The 21,129-nt window shown below is 64.7% G+C and carries 21 protein-coding genes; 15 read left to right on the top strand and 6 right to left on the bottom strand.

Annotation, left to right across the window (positions count from 1 at the left end):
• Positions 1-95: 95 nt before the first annotated feature.
• From YH64_RS21585 to YH64_RS21570, 4 genes are all read right to left on the bottom strand, one after another.
• Entirely contained in the window at positions 96-836 is a 741-nt protein-coding gene (locus YH64_RS21585) for an amino acid ABC transporter ATP-binding protein (protein ID WP_046803291.1), read from the bottom strand.
• 60 nt (positions 837-896) lie between these two features.
• Complete coding sequence (locus YH64_RS21580; RefSeq protein ID WP_046803290.1) at positions 897-1,997, bottom strand: amino acid ABC transporter permease; 1,101 nt, start codon at positions 1,995-1,997, stop codon at positions 897-899.
• 1 nt (position 1,998) lies between these two features.
• Positions 1,999-3,189: an amino acid ABC transporter permease gene (locus tag YH64_RS21575; protein ID WP_046803356.1), complete on the bottom strand. Its 1,191-nt coding sequence runs from the start codon at positions 3,187-3,189 to the stop codon at positions 1,999-2,001.
• A 130-nt stretch (positions 3,190-3,319) separates the two neighbouring features.
• Positions 3,320-4,336, bottom strand: a complete 1,017-nt coding sequence (locus tag YH64_RS21570) for an amino acid ABC transporter substrate-binding protein (protein WP_046803289.1) — start codon at positions 4,334-4,336, stop codon at positions 3,320-3,322.
• 325 nt (positions 4,337-4,661) lie between these two features.
• On the opposite strand from YH64_RS21570, the gene YH64_RS21565 reads away from it, so the two are divergent.
• From YH64_RS21565 to YH64_RS21540, 6 genes are all read left to right on the top strand, one after another.
• Positions 4,662-5,420 carry a cell division ATP-binding protein FtsE gene (locus YH64_RS21565; RefSeq protein ID WP_046803288.1) on the top strand — a complete coding sequence of 253 codons (759 nt, stop codon included), beginning with the start codon at positions 4,662-4,664 and terminating at the stop codon, positions 5,418-5,420.
• Positions 5,417-6,325, top strand: a complete 909-nt coding sequence (locus YH64_RS21560) for an ABC transporter permease (RefSeq protein ID WP_046803287.1) — start codon at positions 5,417-5,419, stop codon at positions 6,323-6,325. The genes YH64_RS21565 and YH64_RS21560 overlap by 4 nt, the downstream gene beginning before the upstream one ends.
• 339 nt (positions 6,326-6,664) lie before the next feature.
• Entirely contained in the window at positions 6,665-7,444 is a 780-nt protein-coding gene (cheD, locus tag YH64_RS21555; protein WP_046803286.1) for a chemoreceptor glutamine deamidase CheD, read from the top strand.
• Positions 7,445-7,564: 120 nt separating this feature from the next.
• The gene (gene thpR, locus YH64_RS21550) at positions 7,565-8,119 is read left to right on the top strand and encodes an RNA 2',3'-cyclic phosphodiesterase (RefSeq protein ID WP_046803285.1); all 555 of its coding nucleotides are present in this window, start codon (positions 7,565-7,567) and stop codon (positions 8,117-8,119) included.
• A gap of 44 nt (positions 8,120-8,163) precedes the next feature.
• Entirely contained in the window at positions 8,164-8,724 is a 561-nt protein-coding gene (locus tag YH64_RS21545) for a 5'-3'-deoxyribonucleotidase (protein ID WP_046803284.1), read from the top strand.
• An 81-nt stretch (positions 8,725-8,805) separates the two neighbouring features.
• Positions 8,806-10,143 carry an NAD(P)H-dependent oxidoreductase gene (locus YH64_RS21540; protein WP_046803283.1) on the top strand — a complete coding sequence of 446 codons (1,338 nt, stop codon included), beginning with the start codon at positions 8,806-8,808 and terminating at the stop codon, positions 10,141-10,143.
• Between the two features lie 66 nt (positions 10,144-10,209).
• Here YH64_RS21540 and YH64_RS21535 read toward each other — a convergent pair whose 3' ends face one another.
• Both YH64_RS21535 and YH64_RS21530 read right to left on the bottom strand, forming a co-directional pair.
• A complete protein-coding gene (locus tag YH64_RS21535) occupies positions 10,210-10,956 on the bottom strand; it encodes a FadR/GntR family transcriptional regulator (protein ID WP_046803355.1) in 747 nt (248 codons plus the stop codon).
• 37 nt (positions 10,957-10,993) lie between these two features.
• The gene (locus tag YH64_RS21530) at positions 10,994-11,731 is read right to left on the bottom strand and encodes an SDR family NAD(P)-dependent oxidoreductase (protein ID WP_046803282.1); all 738 of its coding nucleotides are present in this window, start codon (positions 11,729-11,731) and stop codon (positions 10,994-10,996) included.
• Between the two features lie 406 nt (positions 11,732-12,137).
• Here YH64_RS21530 and YH64_RS21525 point away from each other — a divergent pair, with 406 nt between their 5' ends.
• The 9 genes from YH64_RS21525 to YH64_RS21485 form a co-directional block, all read left to right on the top strand.
• Entirely contained in the window at positions 12,138-13,373 is a 1,236-nt protein-coding gene (locus YH64_RS21525) for a branched-chain amino acid ABC transporter substrate-binding protein (protein ID WP_046803281.1), read from the top strand.
• Positions 13,374-13,521: 148 nt separating this feature from the next.
• On the top strand, positions 13,522-14,463 hold the full coding sequence (locus YH64_RS21520) for a branched-chain amino acid ABC transporter permease (RefSeq protein WP_046803280.1): 942 nt from the start codon (positions 13,522-13,524) through the stop codon (positions 14,461-14,463).
• Positions 14,460-15,728 carry a branched-chain amino acid ABC transporter permease gene (locus YH64_RS21515; RefSeq protein ID WP_046803279.1) on the top strand — a complete coding sequence of 423 codons (1,269 nt, stop codon included), beginning with the start codon at positions 14,460-14,462 and terminating at the stop codon, positions 15,726-15,728. Before YH64_RS21520 ends, YH64_RS21515 begins: the two co-directional genes overlap by 4 nt.
• The gene (locus YH64_RS21510; RefSeq protein ID WP_046803278.1) at positions 15,725-16,477 is read left to right on the top strand and encodes an ABC transporter ATP-binding protein; all 753 of its coding nucleotides are present in this window, start codon (positions 15,725-15,727) and stop codon (positions 16,475-16,477) included. The genes YH64_RS21515 and YH64_RS21510 overlap by 4 nt, the downstream gene beginning before the upstream one ends.
• Positions 16,474-17,205, top strand: a complete 732-nt coding sequence (locus tag YH64_RS21505) for an ABC transporter ATP-binding protein (RefSeq protein ID WP_046803277.1) — start codon at positions 16,474-16,476, stop codon at positions 17,203-17,205. Before YH64_RS21510 ends, YH64_RS21505 begins: the two co-directional genes overlap by 4 nt.
• A gap of 36 nt (positions 17,206-17,241) precedes the next feature.
• Positions 17,242-18,030: an SDR family NAD(P)-dependent oxidoreductase gene (locus YH64_RS21500; protein ID WP_046803276.1), complete on the top strand. Its 789-nt coding sequence runs from the start codon at positions 17,242-17,244 to the stop codon at positions 18,028-18,030.
• Positions 18,031-18,067: 37 nt separating this feature from the next.
• Complete coding sequence (locus YH64_RS21495; protein ID WP_046803275.1) at positions 18,068-20,251, top strand: thiamine pyrophosphate-dependent enzyme; 2,184 nt, start codon at positions 18,068-18,070, stop codon at positions 20,249-20,251.
• Entirely contained in the window at positions 20,248-20,736 is a 489-nt protein-coding gene (locus tag YH64_RS21490; RefSeq protein WP_046803274.1) for a VOC family protein, read from the top strand. The genes YH64_RS21495 and YH64_RS21490 overlap by 4 nt, the downstream gene beginning before the upstream one ends.
• 10 nt (positions 20,737-20,746) lie before the next feature.
• Positions 20,747-21,129: biotin/lipoyl-containing protein (locus YH64_RS21485; RefSeq protein WP_185975412.1), on the top strand; the 383-nt coding region annotated here is incomplete at its 3' end.

Here is a 21,129-nt window from a genome sequence, read left to right as displayed (position 1 = left end):
CCCGCATACCACCCCAAAAAAAACACCCCAACAGTCGGACCTAAATCCGACTCTTGGGGCGCTTACCGCAAACGACTTTCCTAATCTTCAGCCGATCAATGCAAGATCTGGCTCAAGAACAGTTTCGTTCGTTCGTTCTGCGGATTATCGAAAAATTCATCCGGGTTGTTCTGTTCGATGATCTCGCCGCGGTCCATGAAAATGACGCGGTTGGCGACCTTGCGGGCGAAGCCCATTTCGTGGGTTACGCAGATCATCGTCATGCCGCTTTCCTGGGCCAGCGACACCATTACGTCCAGCACTTCCTTGACCATTTCGGGGTCAAGCGCCGAAGTGGGCTCATCGAACAGCATGATCTTGGGGTTCATGCACAGCGACCGGGCGATGGCCACGCGCTGTTGCTGGCCGCCTGACAGCTGGCCGGGGAATTTCTTGGCTTGTTCCGGAATGCGTACGCGTTCCAGGTACTTCATGGCCGTGGCTTCGGCTTCCGCGCGCGGCTTCTTCAGTACCCACATGGGGCCCAGGGTCAGGTTTTCCAGCACGGTCAGGTGCGGGAACAAGTTGAAGTGCTGGAACACCATGCCGACGTCCTTGCGGATCGTCTCGATGTGCTTCAGGTCATTTGTCAGCTCCGTGCCGTCCACAATGATGTGGCCTTTCTGGTGCTCTTCCAGACGGTTGATGCAGCGGATCATCGTGGACTTGCCCGACCCCGAAGGGCCGCACACCACGATGCGCTCGCCTTGCGCCACGTCCAGATTGATATTGCGCAACACGTGGAACTGCCCGTACCACTTGTTCACGTCCTGCATACGAATAATGGCATCCGACATGCCTGTACTCCCGTAAATATCGCTGTGCGCGCCCACCGGCAGGCGGGCGCGCGCCAGTGGCTAGCGTTTGTGATCAGTCGCAAGACGTTTTTCAAGCGCCTGACTGTACTTGGACATGGAAAAGCAGAACACGAAGTAGATCGCCGAGATGAACAGGTAGGCCTCTACGCCAAATCCGCGCCATGCCGCATCTGACAAAGCCGCCTTGGCTGCCAGCGTCAAATCGAAGATACCGATGATGACGACCAGCGACGTGTCTTTGAACAGCGCAATGAAAATGCTGACCAGCGGCGGAATCACGATTTTCAGCGCCTGCGGCAAGATGATCTTGCGCATCTGCTGCCAGTAGTTCAGGCCCAGCGAATCGGCGCCTTCGTACTGCCCTTTCGGGATCGCCTGCAAGCCGCCACGCACCGTTTCCGCGATGTAGGCCGCGGCGAACATGATGATGGCGATCTGCGCGCGCAGTAGCTTGTCGATCGAAAAGCCTTCCGGCAGGAACAAGGGCAGCATCACCGACGACATGAACAGCAGGCTGATCAGCGGCACGCCACGAATCAGCTCGATGTACACGACGCACAGCGCCTTGATGGCGGGCATCTTCGAGCGCCGGCCCAGGGCCAGCAGCACACCGATGGGGAACGCAAAGGCGATGCCGAACGTGGATAGGATCAGCGTCAGCGGCAGGCCGCCCCAGCGGGCGTTCTCGACGTAGGTCAGGCCGAACACGCCGCCCCACATCAACAGCGCCACGGCGGTCAGGCCGACGACCCAGATGACCGCCAGCTTCCAGTTCCAGAAACGACGGATGCCGCTGCAAACAATGACCGCCACCAGGATGATGGTGGCGATCAGCGGACGCCATTGCTCGTCGAACGGATACGTGCCGAACAGGATCAGCCGGTGCTTCTCGATGATGAACGCCCAGCAGGCGCCACCGGAAGCGCGGCATTCCTGGGCGTTGGCGGCGTTGAAGTCGGCCTTGAAGAACGCCCATTCCAGCAGCGCCGGCACCGACATCAACAGGAACCACGCCAGCAGTACCGTGATCAGGATGTTCAGCGGCGACGAGAACAGACGGGATCTTAGCCAGGGCCACGCGCCCACGTGGGTGCTGGGCGGCGGCATGGCTTCGGTGGGGGTATGCGTAGTGCTGCTCATCTCAACGCTCCACCAGCGCGATGCGCTTGTTGTACCAGTTCATGAATATCGAGATCGACAGGCTGACCGTCAGGTACGCGCCCATGATGATGAGGATGCCCTCGATGGCCTGGCCCGTCTGGTTCAGCGTGGTGTTCACGACCGACACGATGTCGGGGTAGCCGATGGCGACCGCCAGCGAGCTGTTCTTGGTCAGGTTCAGGTACTGGCTGGTCATCGGCGGGATGATCACACGCAGCGCCTGCGGCAGAATCACCAGGCGCAGCACCTTGGCGCGCGGCAAACCCAGCGAACCGGCGGCTTCCCATTGGCCGTTGTTGACGGCCTGGATGCCCGAGCGCACCACTTCGGCAATGAACGCCGACGTGTAGATCACCAGGCCCGCCAGCAACGCGGCGAATTCCGGCGACAGCGTCAAGCCACCCGAGAAGTTAAAGCCCTTCAACGCCGGCATGTCCAGCGTCAACGACGCGCCGCTGACCAGCCAGCCGATGAACGGCAGGCCGATGAGCAGACCGATGGCCCAGCGGCCCAGCGGGAACATGTGGCCGGTGGCTTCGTGGCGCTTCTTGCCGTAGTGGCCAAGAAAGATGATCGCGACGATGGCAAGGCCCAGGCCCGCCAGCATCCAGTCCAGCGAGTTGCCTTCCAGGCCGGGCACTTTCAGGCCCCGGTTGGAGATGAACACGCCGGGAAGCGGGTTGTGCGCCTGGCGCGGACCCGGCATGTTTTCCGTGATCAGCGCGTACCAGAAGAACAGTTGCAGCAAGAGCGGCACGTTGCGCATCACTTCGACGTAAACCGAGGTGATCTTGGCGACGAGCCAGTTCTTGGACAAGCGGCCGATACCGATCAGGGTACCGAGGATGGTGGCCAGCACTATGCCGATGACGGCTACGCGTAGCGTGTTGAGCAGGCCGACCAGGATGGCGCGGCCGTAATCATTGGCGGGGGTGTAGGCGATGGCGGTTTCACCGATCGCAAACCCGGCTTCACGGCTTAGAAAACCGAAGCCCGTGGCGATGTTGCGCACGGACAGGTTATGCAGCGTGTTGGAAACCAGGAACCACACGGCCCAGGCTACCGCGGCCAGCGCAAGCACCTGGTAGACCACGGAGCGCACTCCGGGATCATTCCAGTTCAGCCGCCGGCGAGGAGCCGAAATTGGGGCGTTTCTATTGGAAGTCGTCATGATGAATCTACAGAAGTCGTACACCGGGTGGCAACGCCGGCAAGGCCACGCCCCCCACTCCTGCCGCCCGCTCGGTGGCGGGCTAGGCAAAACGGAGCGCTAAGGCTCCGTTTTGCCGGGCAGCCGTGTGTTAGCGCACCGGCCAGCCGTACATCAAACCGCCTTGCTTGTACGACGCGTTCAAACCACGCTCCAGCTTCATCGCGCTGTTCTTGCCCAGCGTGTTTTCGAAGCTTTCACCGTAGTTGCCCACGTTCTTGATGATGTTGTAGGCCCACTTGTCGTCCACGCCCAGGTTCTTGCCCATGCCCGGGGTCACGCCCAGGATGCGCTGGATGTTGGGGTTGGGGCTCTTGGTCATTTCATCGACGTTGGCCTTGGTGATGCCGTATTCCTCGGCTTCCAGCATGGCGTTCAGCGACCAGCGCACGACGTTGAACCATTGCTCGTCGCCCTGGCGGACCATGGGGCCCAGCGGCTCCTTGGAGAAGTCTTCCGGCAGGATGACGTACTTGTCCGGGTTCTCGAGCGTGGTGCGCGTCGAAGCCAGTTGCGACTTGTCGGTCGTGAAGGCGTCGCAGCGGCCGGCCGAGAAGGCGCGGATGATTTCGTCGTACTTGTCGATCACGACCGGCTTGAATTCGATTTTCTGGCCGCGGAACCAGTCAGCCAGGTTCAGTTCGGTGGTCGTGCCCGGCTGCACGCAGATGGTGGCGCCGTTCAGTTCCTTGGCGCTCTTGACGTTCAGGTCCTTGGAGACCATGACGCCTTGCGAGTCGTAGTAGTTCACGCCCACGCCGATCAGGCCCAGCGTCGTGTCGCGGGTCAGCGTCACGGTGGTGTTGCGGGTCAGCACGTCGACTTCGCCCGATTGCAGCGCGGTGAAGCGTTGCTGCGTGTTCAAAGGCGTGAACTTGACCTTGGTGGCGTCGCCGAACATGGTCGAGGCGATGGCGCGGCACATGTCCACGTCGATGCCCTTGTATTCGCCCTTGCTGTCAGCAATCGAGAAACCCGGAATGCCCGTTGAAACCCCGCATTGGACAAACCCTTTCTTTTTAACGTTATCGAAGGTCGCGCCCGCATTGGCAGCCGAGGATGCGGCAAACAGTGCAGCGCCAATTGCAGCGAGTTTCAGTACTTTCATCGTGATCTCCGTGTGGGACAAATCGAGCCTTGCATCGACCGGGTTGGGCCGACGCATGGGGCGGATGGTAGCGTCCACGCAGCGGCCGGCACATCCGGGAATTCCCTTGAAATTTAGGGACACTGGCGAAATCAATCGGCGTTTTCGTTCGAAAACGGGGACGCCTTTTTTCGATTGCACAGGGTCCGAAGATGCGTTTGTTTCGTTCTGCTCAAAACGTGTCCATCCGGTCACACCGAAACGCTTTTTCACAGCCCGGGCACGAATCGGCTTACGCCCCGATCCTGTCCCCGAGTTACTATTGCGGCTTCATCCGACAGCCGCCATGATCGAATTCCAGCACGTATTCAAATCATATGGTCGCGGCCGAAATATCCTGGCCGACATCAACTTCCGCGTGAGCGCGGGAGAATTCGTTTTCGTATCCGGGCCGTCAGGCGCCGGTAAATCCACGCTGCTCAAGTTGATCGGCGGGTTGGAGCCCGCCAGCCGCGGGTCCATCCAGGTCAACGGGCAACGGCTGGACAAGCTGCCTGCCCGTGCGCGCCCTTACCTGCGCCGCGCCGTGGGCGTCATCTTGCAGGACACGCACCTGTTGTTCGATCGCAGCGCGTTCGAAAACGTGATGCTGCCGCTGGCGGTGCAGGGTCACCCCTGGGATTCGGCCGCCGCGCGCGCCCGCGCCGCGCTGGACAAGGTCGGCCTGTCGGGTAAAGAAGACCTGAACCCCATTGAATTGTCCGGCGGTGAACAGCAGCGGCTGGCGATTGCGCGGGCCATCGTGAACCGGCCCGCCATCCTGATCGCCGACGAACCCACCGCCAACCTTGACCATGACAACGCGCAGCGCATCATGAACGTGTTTCGCGATTTCAACCGCGTGGGCGTCACGACGCTGATCGCTTCGCACGACCAGGGACTGATGGCGCGCTACGCCACGCGCACGCTGCGCATTGACCCGGGCAAGTTCGCCGATTCGCACGGCCCGTCGCAACCGCCCGACGCCGGGCAACCCACCGCCGCCACGCCGCGCACCGGCAGCCGCGCCGAACCGGGCATGGGCTTTCCGGGAGAACCGGCATGAACGCCTGGCTGCGGCAACACCGCTATGCGTTGATGGTCACCGTGCGACGTCTGGCCAAACAACCATTTTCGTCCTTGGCCAACCTGCTGGTGATGGCGCTGGCGCTGGCTTTGCCCTTGCTGGGCAGCGCCATCCTGGTGTCCGTGCAACCGGTGGCGCGCGAAATGTCCGTCACGCCCGAAGTCACCGTGTTCATGCGCGTGGACGCCCCCGCCGGCGCGGCCGCCGATGTGGCCAAGCGCATCAAGGACGACTACCAGGCCGACGTGCGCGCGGTGCGCGTGGTGGGGCGCGACGCCGCCCTTGCCGACCTGCGCGCCAACCCGGCGTGGCAGCAGGCGCTGGCCGTCCTGCCCGGCAACCCGCTGCCGGACGCCGTGGTCGTCACGCTGGCCGATGGCGACAACCTGGCCGGACGCGCCGACAAACTGGCCGCCGACTGGAAGCAATGGAACCACGTTGACCTGGTGCAGCTTGATAGCGCCTGGGTGCAGCGGCTGGAGGCCATTCTGCGCTTTGCCCGTATCGGCCTGGGCTTTTTGGCAGCCTGCGTGGCCGTAGTGGTGCTGGCCACGGTGTTCAACACCGTGCGCATGCAAGCGCTGTCGCAACGCGAGGAAATCGCCGTCGCCCGGCTGGTTGGGGCCACGGAATCCTTCGTGCGGCGCCCGTTCCTGTACCTGGGCGCACTGTCCGGCGCCGTGGCGTCGCTGCTGGCGATCGGCGTATCGGCCATCGCGCTGTCGCCCTTGAACGAGGCGCTGCTGGGGCTGGCCCGCAGCTACGGCGCCGAGTTCGCGCTGCACCTGCCCGGCACGCCGGTGCTGGTGGCTGCCGTGGTGGCATCGGCCGCACTGGGCGCCTTGTCGGCGCGCTGGTCGGTCACGCGCAGCACCCGGTTCTAAAACCGCCCTGCCCAATCTCTAAAGCTACGTATAAAGCCGGAACGTCCCCGTGATCCGGGGAAAGACCGCGCGCGCGCCTGTGTACGATGATTTCCAGGCGTCGTTGCTGACGCCCGCCCGCGCCGCGGCGTCATACGCGTCGTGGCGGGTCGCCGCCATGGAGGCAAAGCGCGTTATGAATCAGGGACGTATCGTTCGCCGCCGTTACAAGCATTTCCCCCGTTGTCTCGCGGGATATGTAAGAATAAAGCGAAATTTTTCTATACTTTTTGAAACATTCAACGTTTTGCCGAGCACCGTCCTTCGTGTCCCAATCGCCGTTCTTGCCTGATAAGTCCCATGGTCGCCCGTCTTGAAGCCCGTGCAACGCGCCACTATTTCGATAGCGCGTTCCAGTGTCAGGCGGTGAAGGTACTCCCCAACGAGTACTACGTCACCGACGAAGACCTGATGATTTCGACCGTACTCGGGTCGTGTGTTGCCGCCTGTATTCACGATCCGGTTACCGGCGTGGGCGGCATGAACCACTTTATGTTGCCGGAAGGCGACATGCAGTCGCCCGCCTCGGCGACGATGCGCTACGGCGCGTTCGCCATGGAAGTGCTGATCAACGAATTGCTCAAGGCCGGCGCCGTGCGCGACCGCCTGGAAGCCAAGGTGTTCGGCGGCGGCGCGGTGCTTAGCGCCATGCAGCAAATGAACATCGGCGAACGCAACGCCATCTTCGTCTTGAACTATCTGAAGATGGAAGGCATTCCGGTCAAGGGCAAGGATCTGGGCGACGTGCACGCGCGCCGCATCAATTACTTTCCCCGCGATGGCCGCGTGATGGTGCGCAAGATGGCGCCGCACCACCAGCGCGCCGAAGAAATCATCGCCAAGCGCGAACAGGCCGCCGCCCAAAGCGTGCAAGCCAAGACGCAAACCCCGCAACGCGTGGAACGCTTCACCCGCCCTGGCGTCGAGCGCTTCGATGCGCCCGCCCGACCGGGGGTGGAACGATTCGACAAGCCGGCGCGACCCGGCGTGGAACGTTTTGATCGCCCGGCACGCCCGGGCGTCGAACGCTTCGACACCGCGCTGTCGCGCCTGCGCAAGTCGGAAAACACCGGCAGCTGAGCCATCGCCCGACGCGTGTCCGAAAGCGCGGGGCGAGGGGCGCTCGGCGCAGGTTGGACGGCGCAGGTCGGACGGCGAACGGCAGCAGCAGACCGCAGACGGCGCGCCTACAATCGGCGCATGTCCACCGTCCGCCTTTTCTACGCCCTGTGGCCGTCACCGCAACTGGCAGCATCGCTGGCCCAGTGGGCGCAAGCCGCCCGCCCCGCTTGCGGCGGCCGCGTCATGCGCACCGAGACGCTGCATCTGACCCTGGCGTTTCTGGGACCGGTCGAGGCGCAATTGGCCGACACGCTGGCCGCCGCCACGCCCGGCTATGGCATCGCGCCGGGCGAGGTGCCGCTGGACCACCTGGGCGTCTTCCAGCGCCCGCGCATTCTGTGGTCCGGGCCGCGTGACACGCCGCCCTCGCTGCAAGCGGTGCACGACGATCTGTGGCAACGGTTGGCGGGCTACGGCCTTGCCAAGCCACCCCAACCCTTTCGCCCCCACGTCACGCTGCTGCGCAACATCGAACATGCGGAGCCGCCTCCGCGCCTGCCCGCCGACGCCGCTGACGGCGCCCGGACACCGCTGATCTGGCGCTATGACCGCCTGGTGCTGGTGGCTTCGGAGTCTCTGTCGGGCGGCAGCCGTTACCGGATCGTTGCCCAATCCCGGCCGCTGGACGCATAGCCGCGCTCTGGCACAATCGCTGGGTTGCAACCCCTGGGATCGCCATGATCATCCTGCTGGACCAAGACGGCGTGCTGGCCGATTTCGAACATGCGTTCATCGACGCCTGGCGCGTGCGCCATCCCGATATCGCCCCCATTGAATTCGAAGACCGCAAGTCCTTCCACATCCGCGAGGACTATCCGCCCGAACTTCGCGGCATGGCCGAAGCCATCTATACGGCGCCCGGCTTCATCCGCAACTTGCCGCCCGTGCCCGGCGCCCTGGAGGCCGTGCAGGAACTGCTGGCCTTGGGCATGGACGTGCGCATCTGCACGTCGCCGCTGTCGCAGTTTGAAAACTGCGTGGCCGAAAAGTACTTGTGGGTCGAAAAGAACCTGGGGCGCGACGCCACCGCCCGGCTGATCCTGACCAAGGACAAGACGCTGGTGCACGGCGACCTGCTGATCGACGACAAGCCGCATATCGAAGGCGCCGTGAAGCCGCGCTGGAAGCACATTCTGTTTGACGCGCCCTATAACCGCCAGGTCACCGACCGCCCTCGCGTTACCTGGAAAAACTGGCGCAACGTGCTGGCGGGCGAGCTCTATACGGCGGACGAATGAGTCCGGGCGGCTGCTGTTCAGCCGTCATGATTTAGGACTATTCTGTGTTGGCTGTACCCCCACCCCGGAGGAGCCCGCACCATGAATCTGTACCGTCTGCTCAAGCAGCGAGAAGCCGATCACAAGCCGTTGCGTGTTGCATTGCTGGGCGCCGGAAAGTTCGGCGCCATGTTCATGAGCCAGGCCCCTCGCACGCCGGGCATGCGACTGGTGGCGGTGGCGGATCTGGCGCCCGATCGCGCCCGCGCGGCACTGACACGGGTGGGTTGGCCGGCCACCGCGCTCAATGCCGCCAGCACTAATGACGCCCTGAAAAACGGCAAGGTCTTCTTCAGCGACGACCCGCTGGCCGTCATTGCCAGCCCCGAGGTCGACATCGTCATCGACGCCACCGGGCAGGCCGCCGCCGGCATCACCCACGTGCTGGCCTGCTGCGAATACGGCAAGCACATCATCATGGTCAACGTCGAAGCCGACGCCCTGGCCGGCCCGCTGCTGGCGCGCAGCGCGCGCGAGGCGGGCATCGTCTATTCGCTGGCCTATGGCGACCAGCCCGCGCTGATCTGCGAGATGGTGGACTGGGCGCGCGCCGCCGGCTTTGAAGTCATGGCGGCGGGCAAAGGCACCAAGTACCTGCCGGAATTCCACACCTCGACACCCGACACCGTCTGGCCGTACTACGGCTTCACCGCCGAAATGGTGGCCGCCGGCGACTTCAACGCGCAGATGTTCAACAGCTTTCTGGACGGCACCAAAAGCGCCATCGAAATGGCGGCGGTGTCCAACGCCACGGGGCTCTTGCCGTCACCGTCCGGCCTGCACTTTCCGCCTTGCGGCGTGGACGATCTGGCGCGTGTGCTGCGCCCGCGCGAGGACGGTGGCATCCTGCATCACCGGGGCCAGGTGGAAGTCATTTCATCGCTGGAACGCGACGGCCGCCCGGTGTTTCGCGACCTGCGCTGGGGCGTATACGTGACGCTGGCAGCCGACAGCGACTACGTGCGCCGCTGCTTCCAGGAATACGGGCTGGTCACCGACCCCAGCGGCAACTACACCGCCATGTACAAGCCGTATCACCTGATCGGCCTTGAGCTTGGCATCAGCGTGGCCAGCGTGGGCTTGCGGCGCGAACCCACCGGCGCGCCCGCCGGCTGGCACGGCGACGTCGTGGCCACTGCCAAGCGCGACTTGCAGGCCGGCCAGATCCTGGATGGCGAGGGTGGCTACACGGTGTACGGCCGGCTGATGCCGGCGCGCGATTCAGTCGAAGAAGGCTATCTGCCGCTGGGCTTGTCGCATCAGGTCAAGCTCAAGCATCCGGTGCGGCAGTCGCAGGCGATTCGCTGGCGCGACGTGGAATATGACGAGCGCTCGACGGCGGTGCAGTTCCGGCGCGAAATGGAGCAGACCTTCGCGTAGCGACGGCCGAAAAGGGTGGCCAGACACGGGCGAAGCCAGCGCCGTTGCGCGTCACCGCCGCGCCGCTTACACCGGCGCCGGGCGCTCGGCCTGGAACAAGCGAAGCCGGTCCGCCGCGTTGCGCAGATGCTGTTCGGCGGCGCGGCCGGCAGCGTCGGGGTCCGAGCCTTCGATGGCCACGAAAATGGCCTGATGCTCGCTTTGCACGGCGGCCATCCGTTCGGCATAACGGCGCGCCGTGTTGTTGCGCGCGCTGCGGATCACGCGCCGCACATTCGCTTCCAGATAATCATTCAGCGACACCAGATGCGGGTTGTGCGTGGCCTGCACGATGGCCTGGTGAAACTGGTAGTCCTCTTCGTCGCCCAGCTTGTCGTTGATCAGCGCGTATTCCATGCCAACCAGCGCCTGGCGCATCTTCTTCAGGTCCTGATCGGTGCGCCGCTGCGCCGCGTAGCGCGCGGCCGTGACCTCGATGGACAACATCAATTCCAGGATGTGTTCCAGGTCTTCGGTGTCGCCGGGCGTGGGCGCGGCAATGCGAAACGCGTTGCGCTGAAAGTTGGGGTCCACGAACACGCCGCTGCCCTGCTGCGACGTGATCAAGCCTTCGGATTTCAAGCGCGCCAAGGCCTCGCGCACCACCGCGCGGCTGACCGAATAGGTTTCGGTCAGCTGCTTTTCGGTGGGCAGGCGGTCGCCGGGGGCTAGCACGCCCTGGCGTATCTGTTCGGCCAACGCATCGCCCAAAGCTGCGGAAAGCGAGCTCTTGGGCGGATTGCGCGGCGTGTCCTGATCGTGATTCGTCGACATGGGAAATCGGGAAAAGGTGATGGCGGCGTCCTTCACTTTAAGCGATGTAGATGCCGCCGTTGACCTGCATGACTTCGCCCGTCACGAAACCGGCCAGCGGGGAACACAGGAATGCGATGGATCCGGCGATTTCCTCGGCGGTGCCGAAGCGGCGCAGCGGCGTGCTTTCCAGCAGATGCGTGCCTTTCTGGCCGATCAGGTCGTGCGTCATGGACGTGGCGATGATGCCCGGAGCCACCGCGTTCACGCGGATCTGCGGCGCTAGTTCCAGCGCCAGGCTGCGCGTGAAGCTTTGCACCGCGCCCTTGGACGCGGAATAGGCCGCGTGCGCGTAGCTGCCGCGCTGCGCCGCCAACGAGGTCAGCAGCACAATGGACCCGTTGTGGCGCAGGTGGCGCTGGGCGGCGCGGCATACGTAGAACGTGCCGTCCAGGTTCACGCGCATCAGCGTGCGCCACGCCTCGTCGCTGGTGTCCTTGACCAGTTGTTCGGGATAGATGCCGGCGCAATGCACTAGATGGTCCAGCCCGCCAAAATGCTTGGCCGCCGCCTCGAACACGCGCTCGCATTCATGCGACACCGACACGTCCAGCGCATGTGTGTAGACGCGCTGGCCCGTCGGGTCCAGTTCGGCCGCGATCTCTTCCAACCGCGCGCCGTCGATATCCGTCAGCACCAGCCGGGCGCCGTGGGCGGCCATCAGGCGCGCCGTTGCCAAGCCGATGCCATTGCCCGCGCCCGTGATCGCGGCCACCTGCCCTTCAAATGAAATCATCCTGTCTCCAGCGTGTGTAAGTGGGCGCGCCTTGTGTCTCGGCCGCCCGGCACTGTGATTGAACTCCTCAATCCGCCGCTTGACACGAGAAAAACGCTTGCCCTATTATTTATCAGACAACTTAATAAAGTTACCTGACAACTTATCCGGAAAGCGTAAATCAAGTCGCGTTTTCAGGCAAGCCAGTCAGAAAAAACAAAGGCCGAAGCGCCGCAAAAACAGGACGGAGACAACAGGGCGGACACCCCCGGCAGCACGACGGTGTTCGTCCCCATCTTGCGATATCCCCTTCCCCGATTTGCTCGTTCACGGCCATGGAATAGGCGCCACCAAGCGCGCTTGCTAGGGCGGTCGCACGCATCTTTACGTACGCACACACCACTCCCGTTCCACGGAGGAGACACGCATGAAATTGGCTTTCACTACCGGCCTGCTGTGCCTGGCCGGCATCGCCGCATCGGCGCACGCCGCACCCGTCAAGGTCGGGCTGATCGAGACGCTGTCCGGCCCACAGGCCTCGACCGGCCTGATGTTCCGCGCCGCGGTCAAATATGAGCTGGACCGCATCAACGCCGCCGGCGGCTGGAACGGCCAGCCGCTGGAATTGGTCGAGTTCGATAACCAGGGCGGCCCCGTGGGCGCGTCCGACCGTTTCCGCGCCGCCGCCGCCGAAGGCGTGCAGGTGTTGGTGCAGGGCTCGTCGTCCGCCATTTCGGGCCAGCTGACCGAAGACGTGCGCAAGCACAACCTGCGCAACCCGGGCAAGGAAGTCGTCTTTCTGAACGTGGGCGGCGAAGCGCTGGAATTGACCGGCCAGAAGTGCCACTTCTATCACTTCCGCTTCACCACCAACGCCGATTTGCGCGTGAAGTCGCTGGCGTCGGTGATGTCGGCCGACGGCACGCTGGGCAAGCGCGTGTACGCCATCAACCAGAACTATTCCTGGGGCCAGGACATGGAAGGCGCCACCGAGCGCTTTGCCAAGCAGTACGACTATGAAGTGGTGGGCAAGACGCTGCACGAAGTCAACAAGATCCAGGACTTCGCGCCCTACGTGGCGCGCATCCGTTCGGCCACGCCCGACACCGTCATCACCGGCAACTGGTCCAACGATCTGCTGTTGCTGATGAAGGCCACGCAGTCCGCCGGCCTGAAAGTGCGCTTTGCCACCGTGTTCCTGGACCAGGTGGGTAACCTGGCCAACGCCGGCGACGTGGCCCTGGGCCACTACATCGCGCACCCGTACAACATCGAAGCCGCCGGCGACGAAGGCGCCAAGTTCGCCGAGGACTACAAGTCCAAGACAGGCCACTACCCCAGCTACACCGAACCGCAGACCGTCATCGGCGTGCGCTTCCTGGGTGAAGCGCTAAAGCAGGTCAAGCCCAAGGACGGCAAGCTGTCCGTGCCGGACCTGGCGCTGGCGCTGGAAAAGGTCACCTACACGTCTGCGCTGGGCACCTACACGATGCGCGCCGAAGACCACCAGGTGCAACTGCCGATGGTGGTGTCCAAGGTCAGCAAGAACGCCAAGTACAAGGCCGACGGCACCGACATGGGCTTTGAGCCGGTGAAGGTGCTGGCGGCGGCGGACGTGTCCGCCCCGGTGCAGGCCACCTGCAAGATGCAGCGTCCGCAATAAGACGCCAGGCAAGGCGGCGCGCAGCCTGCGCGCTCGCCTTGTTCGTCGCCTGACAAAAAAACGCACCGCCGGCGCGGGCCGGAAAAACAAGGTGCGTAATGGATCGCGCAAGCCACGGGCTTGAGCGCGAAAGAATTATGGAGCGGACATGGAATACTTTACCGTCTCGCTGTTGAACGGCGTGATTTACGGCCTGCTGCTATTCATGGTGTCGGCGGGCCTGACACTGATTTTTGGAATGATGGGCGTGTTGAATTTTGCACACGCCTCGTTCTACATGATTGGCGCATACGCCGCCTACACGCTGACGCCCGTCACGGGTTTCTGGACGGCGCTGGTGCTGGCCACGATCATCTCGGGCGTGCTGGGCATGGGCGTCGAACGCTTTTTCCTGCGCCGTGTGCACAAGTTCGGCCACGCGCAGGAACTGCTGGTGACTTTTGGCCTGGCGTTCATCGTGGCCGAGCTCATCAAGCTGTTCTACGGCGACTTTCCGGTTGATTACCGCGTGCCGTCCTTCCTGAACTTCGCGGCCTTTCGCGTGTTCGATGCGGACTACCCCTTCTATCGCCTGCTGATGGGCGGCGTGTCGCTGGCGATGTTCGCCGTCATCTACCTGTTGCTGTCGCGCACTCGCGTGGGCATTGTGGTGCGCTCGGCCATCTATCGGCCGCGCATGGCCGAAGCGCTGGGCCACAACGTGCCGCTCGTCTTCATGAGCGTGTTCGGCGTGGGCGCGGCGATGGCCGGGCTGGCGGGCGCGGTGGCCGGCGCGTTCTACACCACCAACCCGAACATGGCGCTTGAGCTGGGCGTGCTGGTTTTCGTGGTGGTCGTCGTAGGCGGCCTGGGGTCGCTGGAAGGCGCCATGATCGCCTCGCTGCTGATCGGCCTGATCAGTTCGTTCTCGGTGGGTATCGACGCCAGCCTGGCGTCCCTGTTCGGCCTGTTCGGCGCGGGCGAATGGGCTGAAAGCGTCGGCGGTTTGATGACCGTGAAGATTTCCAGCCTCGCCGCCACCCTGCCCTTCCTGCTGATGCTGGTGGTGCTGCTGGTCAAGCCGTCGGGCCTGAAAGGAGAGCAGGCATGAGCCAGACCCGTATTGCATCCGGCGCGCTGCTGCTGATCCTTTGCGTGGCGGCGTTGTGCGCCTTGCCGTGGCTGCTGCCGCCCGGCCAGTTGGTGGCGGCGGTGCAGATGTTGATCGCCGCGCTGTTCGCCTGCGCCTTCAACCTGCTGGCTGGCCAGGGCGGCATGCTGTCCTTCGGCCACGCCGCGTACTTCGGCGTTGGCACCTTTGCCACCATTCACGCCATGAACGCGCTGGGCGGCGCGGGCTTGTTGCCCACGCCATTGATGCCGCTGGTGGGCGGCGTGGCCGGGCTGCTGTTCGGCCTGGTCGCGGGCTGGTTCGCCACCATGCGTTCCGGCGTCTACTTTTCCATGATCACGTTGGCGCTGGCTGAACTGCTGCACGCGCTGGCGCCGCATTTGAAAGGCGTGTTCGGTGGCGAAGCGGGCGTGTCCGCCATGCGCATGCCGGCCTGGGGTTTTACCTTCGGGTCCGACATCGAGGTCTATTTCCTGGTGCTGGCCTGGGTGCTGATATCGCTGGCCGCGCTGTATGGCCTGACCCGCACGCCCTTGGGCCGGCTGACGCTGGGCTTGCGCGAAAACGCCAACCGGCTGCGCTATCTGGGCTATCGCCCGCATGCGCTCAAGACGATGGTGTTTGCGTTGTCGGCCATGTTCGCCGGCATCGCGGGCGGCTTGCAGGCGTTGAACATCGAAGCGGGTAACTACGTGTTGTTCGAGGTCAAGCTGTCGACCGACGCGGTGCTGTTCGCCTACATCGGCGGCGTCAACGCGTTCCTGGGTCCGGTGCTGGGCGCGGCGACACTGACATTCCTGTCGCAGACGCTGGCCGACATTACCCGTTCCTGGTTGCTGTACCAGGGCATTCTGTTCGTGCTGGTGATGCTGTTCGTGCCGGACGGCCTGGTGGGCCTGGTGCAGCGCGCGGCCAAGTCGCTGCGCGAACGGGGCCTGGCCAACTGGCTGCCGCGCGCCGTCGTGTCCGTGGCTGCCGGCTTGCTGCTGACCGCCGCCACCGTCTTCCTGGTAGAGCTGCTGCAACGCATGTTCGCGCGCGACTACCGCGCGCTGCTGGCCATGAACCCGGATGCGGGCTGGCCCCCCATTGCGCTGTTCGGTCACGACTGGGCGCCGCTGGCTTTGTCTACCTGGCTGGTGCCCTTGGCCTTGTTCGCCACGGGCCTCTTGGCGTGCCGCTGGGCGCTGGCCCTGTGGCGCGACGACGGCGATGCCGCCCCCGTGCTGGAGCCCGCAAAATGAGCCATTCCATCCTGACCCTGACCGACGTGCGCAAGTCCTTTGGCCAAGCGCAGATCATTCGCGGCGTGAACCTGGCCATTGAAGCCGGCGAGCGCCATGCGGTCATCGGCCCCAACGGCGCGGGCAAGTCGACCCTGTTCCACCTGATGTCCGGTTCGTTCGCGCCCACTTCCGGTGACATCAACCTGCGTTCGCGCGCCATCGGCGGCTTGTCCCCCGAAGCCATCAACCGCCTGGGCCTGGCCCGCTCGTTCCAGATCACCAACGTGTTTCCGCGCCTGTCCGTGCGCGAAAACCTGCGCCTGGCGGTGTTGCGCATGCATGGGCTGGTCTACAACTTCTGGCGCCCCATTGCGCGGCACCGCGCTGTCAATGAAGACGTGGACCGCCTGCTGGAAAAAGTGCGGCTGACGGCCAAGCAGCAAACGGCCGCGGGCGACCTGAACTATTCCGAGCAGCGCTCGCTGGAAATCGGCATGACGCTGGCTTCGCGCCCGAAGGTCATTCTGCTGGACGAGCCCATGGCCGGCATGTCGCAACACGAAGTCGATTACACGGTGGAGCTGATCAAGGACGTCACACGCGACTGCACCTTGCTGATCGTCGAGCACGACATGCAGGTGGTGTTCTCGCTGGCCGATCGCATCAGCGTGCTGGTGTACGGCGAAATTCTTGCCACCGGCACGCCCGCCGACATCCGTGGCGACGCCCGCGTGCGCGAGGCGTATCTGGGAGAGGAAACGGTATGACGACGCAAGCCTCACTACAAACGCCCCTGCTCAGCCTGCACGGCGTGCATGCCCATTACGGCAAGAGCCACATCCTGCACGGCATCGATCTATCCATCGGGCACGGCGAAGTCGTCAGCCTGCTGGGGCGCAACGGCGCCGGCCGCTCCACCACCATGAAAAGCATCATGGGCCTGGTGGACGTAACCGGCGGGCACATCGCCATTGAAGGGCGCGACATCACCAACAAGCGCCCCTTTGAAGTCGCGCGCGCCGGCGTGGGCTTCGTGCCCGAGGAACGCGAGGTCTTCGCCAACCTGACCGTGGACGAAAACCTGCGCATGGGCGAACAGCCCAAGCGCGACGACGCGCCCCATTGGACAGTGGCGCAGATGTTCGACTACTTCCCGCGCCTGAAGGAACGCAGCAACACAAAGGCCGGCAACCTGTCGGGCGGTGAACAGCAGATGCTGACGATGTGCCGTTCGCTGCTGGGCAACCCCAAGGTCATGCTGATCGACGAACCCACCGAGGGGCTGGCGCCGAAGATCGTGGAAGTGATCGCCGACGTCATCCGCGATATCCACAAGCGCGGCGTGTCGGTGGTGCTGGTGGAGCAGAAGCTGACAATCGCGCTGAAGGTATCGACGCGCGTCAGCGTCATGGGCCACGGCCGCATCGTGTTCGAAGGACCGCCCGCGCAGCTGCATGAGCGCCAGGACGTGGTCCAGGAATGGCTGGCGGTCTGACCCCGCCGCAACGCACAACCTTTACAGGCATCTACCTTGGACCACACCACAGAAGTCATCCATAGCGACCTGCGCGGCCAACGCGTCGTCATCACCGGCGGCGCCAAGGGCATTGGCCTGGCCACCGCCCACGCGTTCGTGCGCCAGGGCGCGCGCGTGGCCTTGCTGGACATGGACGCCGCCGCGCTGGCGGCCGCCGTGGCCGAACTGACCTCGGCCGGCGGCCAGGCCATGGCCGTGCAGGCGTCCGTCACCGACGCCGACGCCGTCGAGCGCGCGTTTGCGCAGGTCGAACAGGCCTGGGGCGGCGTTGACGTGCTGGTCAACAACGCCGGCATCTCGGCCAACAAGCCCACGCTGGAAGTCACCGTGGACGAATGGCGCCGCGCCGTGGACATCAACCTGACCGGCGTGTTCCTGTGCGCGCAGGCCGCCGGCCGCCGCATGGTGCCGGCGGGCGCGGGCAGCATCATCAACCTGGCATCGATGTACGGCGTGGTGGCCGCGCCCGACCGCGCCGCGTACTGCGCCACGAAGGGCGCGGTGGTGCTGCTGACCGAAACGCTGGCCGTGGAATGGGGTCCGATGGGCGTACGCGTGAACGCGCTGGCCCCCGGCTACGTCGAGACCGATCTAGTGCGCGACCTGGCCGCGCGCGGCCGCCTGGACCCCGAACGCCTGAAGCAGCGCACCCCGCTGCGCCGCATGGCGCAGCCGGCCGAAATGGCCGACCTGGCGGTTTTCCTGGCTTCACGCCAGGCCGCCTACATCACCGGACACACCCTGGTGGCCGACGGCGGCTGGAGCCGCTACAGCTACCTCTAACCGCACCGACGCTTAAAAACATTCTGGAGATTCACTCATGGCCACCTACCAATCGCTTGAGCCCCGAGCGCCCTGGCGGCAACTGACGGTCGAGGCGCGTGACTGGCAGCAGGCGGACCCCGCCCTGCTGGGCACGATGCTGACCCAGCTGCACTGGATCCGCGCCTTTGAAGAGGCCGTGCTGGACCTGGCCGCCGAAGGCCTGGTGCACGGCCCCGCGCATTCGTCCGTGGGCCAGGAAGGCGGCGCCGTCGGATCGGTGCTGGCGCTGGGCGCGGGCGACCAGATCAACGGCTCGCATCGCGGCCACCATCAATTTCTGGCCAAGGCGCTGCAACATGTGGCGCCGCTAGGCCTGGACCCGCGCAACCCGCTGACGCCCGCCATCGACGACTTGCTGCAAAAGACGCTGGCTGAAATCATGGGCCTGGCGCAAGGCTTCTGCCGGGGCCGTGGCGGCAGCATGCACTTGCGCTGGCTGGAAGCGGGCGCGCTGGGCACCAACGCCATCGTGGGCGGCGGCGTGCCGCTGGCGGCGGGCGCGGGCTGGGCACACAAGCACGCCGGCACTGACCGCGTGGCCGTGACTTACTTTGGTGACGGCGCGGTGAACATCGGCTCGGTCCTGGAAACGATGAACCTGACGGCCGCATGGAAAACGCCGCTGTGCTTTTTCATCGAGAACAACCGCTACGCGGTGTCGACCACGGTGGAAGAATCCACCGCCGAACCGCGCCTGTCCGCACGCGGCCTGGCGTTCAATATTCCGTCGTGGAAAGTCGACGGCATGGACCCGCTGGCCGTGCACCTGGCCATGTCCGAAGCCGTGGCGCACATGCGCGCCGGCAACGGCCCGACGATTGTCGAAGTGGACGTGTACCGCTTCTTCCACCAGAACGGCCCCTTCCCCGGCAGCGCCTTCGGCTACCGCACCAAAGACGAAGAATCCCAGTGGCGCCAACGTGATCCGCTGGACAAGATCGCTACCGAAATGATCGGCCGCAAACTGATCACGCAAGCCGAAGTGGATGCGCTGCGCCAGCGCTGCAAGGACGTCATGAAAGACGTGTGCGGCCGCCTGACCGAAGCCGCTGACGGCGGCAAGCGCCGCGTGCGCGCCGACCTGTGGCCGCGCCCCGACTTCCGCGACGTGGGCCTGCGCAGCGACGGCGCCGAATTGGCCGGCCTGCGCTACCAGGACGCCGACGACCACACGGGCGCGAAAGTCGAACGCAAGTTTGTCGACGCGGTGGCAGACGTGCTGGACCGCCGCATGGAAACGGACGCCGGCGTGGTCGTGCTGGGCGAAGACGTGCACCGCTTGAAGGGCGGCACCAACGGCGCCACGCGCGGGCTGAAGGACAAGTACCCCGACCGCGTGCTGGGCACGCCCATCTCCGAGAACGCGTTCGCGGGCCTGGGCGGCGGCCTGGCGATGGACGGGCGCTACAAACCCATCGTTGAATTCATGTACCCCGACTTCATGTGGGTGGCGGCCGACCAGATCTTCAACCAGATCGGCAAGGCCCGTCACATGTTTGGCGGCGACATCGACGTGCCGTTCGTGCTGCGCACCAAGGTTGCGATGGGCACGGGCTATGGCTCGCAACACTCGATGGACCCAGCCGGCATCTTCGCCACGGCGCCGGGCTGGCGCATCGTGGCGCCGTCCACGCCGTATGACTACGTGGGCCTGATGAATACCGCGCTGGCCTCGAAAGACCCCGTGCTGGTGATCGAACACGTGGACCTGTACGCCTCGACGGGCGAGGTGCCCGACGGCGACCTGGACTACGCCATTCCGTTCGGCAAGGCGCGCGTGCGCCGCACGGGCGGCAAGGTCACCATCCTGACGTACCTGTCGATGGTCAGCCGCGCGTTGAAGGCGGCCGAAGAGGCGGGCGTGGATGCCGAGGTCATCGACCTGCGCACGCTGGACCGCGCCAGCCTGGACTGGGACACCATCGGCGCCAGCATCCAGAAGACCAACAACGTGCTGATCGTGGAGCAAGGCGCGCGCGGTACGTCGTACGGCGCGATGCTGTCCGATGAAATCCAGCGCCGCTATTTCGACTGGCTGGATCAGCCGATCAAGCGTGTGACGGGTGGCGAGGCGTCGCCCAGCATCTCGAAGGTGCTGGAACGCGCGGCGTTCGCGGACACCGAAGAAGTGCTGGCCGGGCTGGCCGACGTGCTGGCCGATCTGGGGGAACAGGCATGAACGCGATGCACATGACCGTGCCGATGGAAGTCGGCATCTGCTGCCGGGATCTGGACGCGCTGCTGGCGTTCTACACCGACGTCGTCGGCCTGAAGCTGGTGAACCGCGTCAGCGTGCCCGCCGACAAGGCACGGGCCACGGGCCTTACCGCGCATGGCTACGACGTGGCGCGCTTGCAGACGCCGTACGGCGAACGCATCAAGCTGCTGCAACCGAGCGTGGCGCCGGAGACGGCCGTGCGCGGCGCGGCAATCCTGGATCGCCAGGGCGCCACCTACCTGACCTTCATCGTGCGCGACCTGGCAGGCGTGGTGCGCAACCTGCAAGCCCGGGGCGTGGTCTTCGACAGCACGCCCGCGCCCATGGAAGTGCGCCCCGGCACGTGGCTGGCGTTCTTCCGCGACCCCGAAGGCAACGTGCTGGAACTGGTCGAATACGACGACCCCGCCGACTACCGGCCCGATCTGGCCGGCGCCGCCAACTAGGACGAACATCGTGGCTCACCTAATCAAGCTCCCCTCTGTTGCCGCCGATACCTCGGGCGGCAACCTGCACCAGTGGCTCAAGCAGGAAGGCGACACGGTCGCCGTCGGCGATGCGCTGGCGGAAATCGAAACCGAAAAGGCCATCGTCGAAATCAACGCCGAGCATGCGGGCGTGCTGGCCCGCATCGTCGTCCCGGCCGGCGCGGCGTCGGTGCCGATCAACACGGTAATCGGCGTGCTGCTGGCCGAAGGCGAAGATGCCTCGGCGGTTGATCGCGCGTTGGCGGAACATGGCGGCGCGGCGGCGGCGGCGGCTGGGGAAACGTCCGCAGCGAAATCTGCCGGCTCATCCGCTGCTGGTTCATCGGCTGCTGGTTCATCGGCTGCCGCCGC

This window comes from Achromobacter sp. LC458 (genome assembly GCF_001005835.2).
GTDB classification, from domain to species: Bacteria; Pseudomonadota; Gammaproteobacteria; order Burkholderiales; family Burkholderiaceae_B; genus Achromobacter; species Achromobacter spanius_B.
This window is presented reverse-complemented; position numbering and strand designations above follow the sequence as displayed.

Excerpts from the sequence above, each read along its gene's own strand:
- cheD (WP_046803286.1), top strand. The coding sequence starts at position 6,665 with ATGGTCGCCCGTCTTGAAGCCCGTGCAACGCGCCACTATTTCGATAGC.
- YH64_RS21580 (WP_046803290.1), bottom strand. The coding sequence starts at position 1,997 with ATGAGCAGCACTACGCATACCCCCACCGAAGCCATGCCGCCGCCCAGC.
- YH64_RS21530 (WP_046803282.1), bottom strand. The coding sequence starts at position 11,731 with ATGATTTCATTTGAAGGGCAGGTGGCCGCGATCACGGGCGCGGGCAAT.
- YH64_RS21510 (WP_046803278.1), top strand. The coding sequence starts at position 15,725 with ATGAGCCATTCCATCCTGACCCTGACCGACGTGCGCAAGTCCTTTGGC.
- YH64_RS21520 (WP_046803280.1), top strand. The coding sequence starts at position 13,522 with ATGGAATACTTTACCGTCTCGCTGTTGAACGGCGTGATTTACGGCCTG.
- YH64_RS21545 (WP_046803284.1), top strand. The coding sequence starts at position 8,164 with ATGATCATCCTGCTGGACCAAGACGGCGTGCTGGCCGATTTCGAACAT.
- YH64_RS21575 (WP_046803356.1), bottom strand. The coding sequence starts at position 3,189 with ATGACGACTTCCAATAGAAACGCCCCAATTTCGGCTCCTCGCCGGCGG.
- YH64_RS21560 (WP_046803287.1), top strand. The coding sequence starts at position 5,417 with ATGAACGCCTGGCTGCGGCAACACCGCTATGCGTTGATGGTCACCGTG.
- YH64_RS21570 (WP_046803289.1), bottom strand. The coding sequence starts at position 4,336 with ATGAAAGTACTGAAACTCGCTGCAATTGGCGCTGCACTGTTTGCCGCA.
- YH64_RS21490 (WP_046803274.1), top strand. The coding sequence starts at position 20,248 with ATGAACGCGATGCACATGACCGTGCCGATGGAAGTCGGCATCTGCTGC.
- YH64_RS21505 (WP_046803277.1), top strand. The coding sequence starts at position 16,474 with ATGACGACGCAAGCCTCACTACAAACGCCCCTGCTCAGCCTGCACGGC.
- YH64_RS21585 (WP_046803291.1), bottom strand. The coding sequence starts at position 836 with ATGTCGGATGCCATTATTCGTATGCAGGACGTGAACAAGTGGTACGGG.
- YH64_RS21495 (WP_046803275.1), top strand. The coding sequence starts at position 18,068 with ATGGCCACCTACCAATCGCTTGAGCCCCGAGCGCCCTGGCGGCAACTG.
- YH64_RS21540 (WP_046803283.1), top strand. The coding sequence starts at position 8,806 with ATGAATCTGTACCGTCTGCTCAAGCAGCGAGAAGCCGATCACAAGCCG.
- thpR (WP_046803285.1), top strand. The coding sequence starts at position 7,565 with ATGTCCACCGTCCGCCTTTTCTACGCCCTGTGGCCGTCACCGCAACTG.
- YH64_RS21525 (WP_046803281.1), top strand. The coding sequence starts at position 12,138 with ATGAAATTGGCTTTCACTACCGGCCTGCTGTGCCTGGCCGGCATCGCC.
- YH64_RS21535 (WP_046803355.1), bottom strand. The coding sequence starts at position 10,956 with ATGTCGACGAATCACGATCAGGACACGCCGCGCAATCCGCCCAAGAGC.
- YH64_RS21565 (WP_046803288.1), top strand. The coding sequence starts at position 4,662 with ATGATCGAATTCCAGCACGTATTCAAATCATATGGTCGCGGCCGAAAT.
- YH64_RS21515 (WP_046803279.1), top strand. The coding sequence starts at position 14,460 with ATGAGCCAGACCCGTATTGCATCCGGCGCGCTGCTGCTGATCCTTTGC.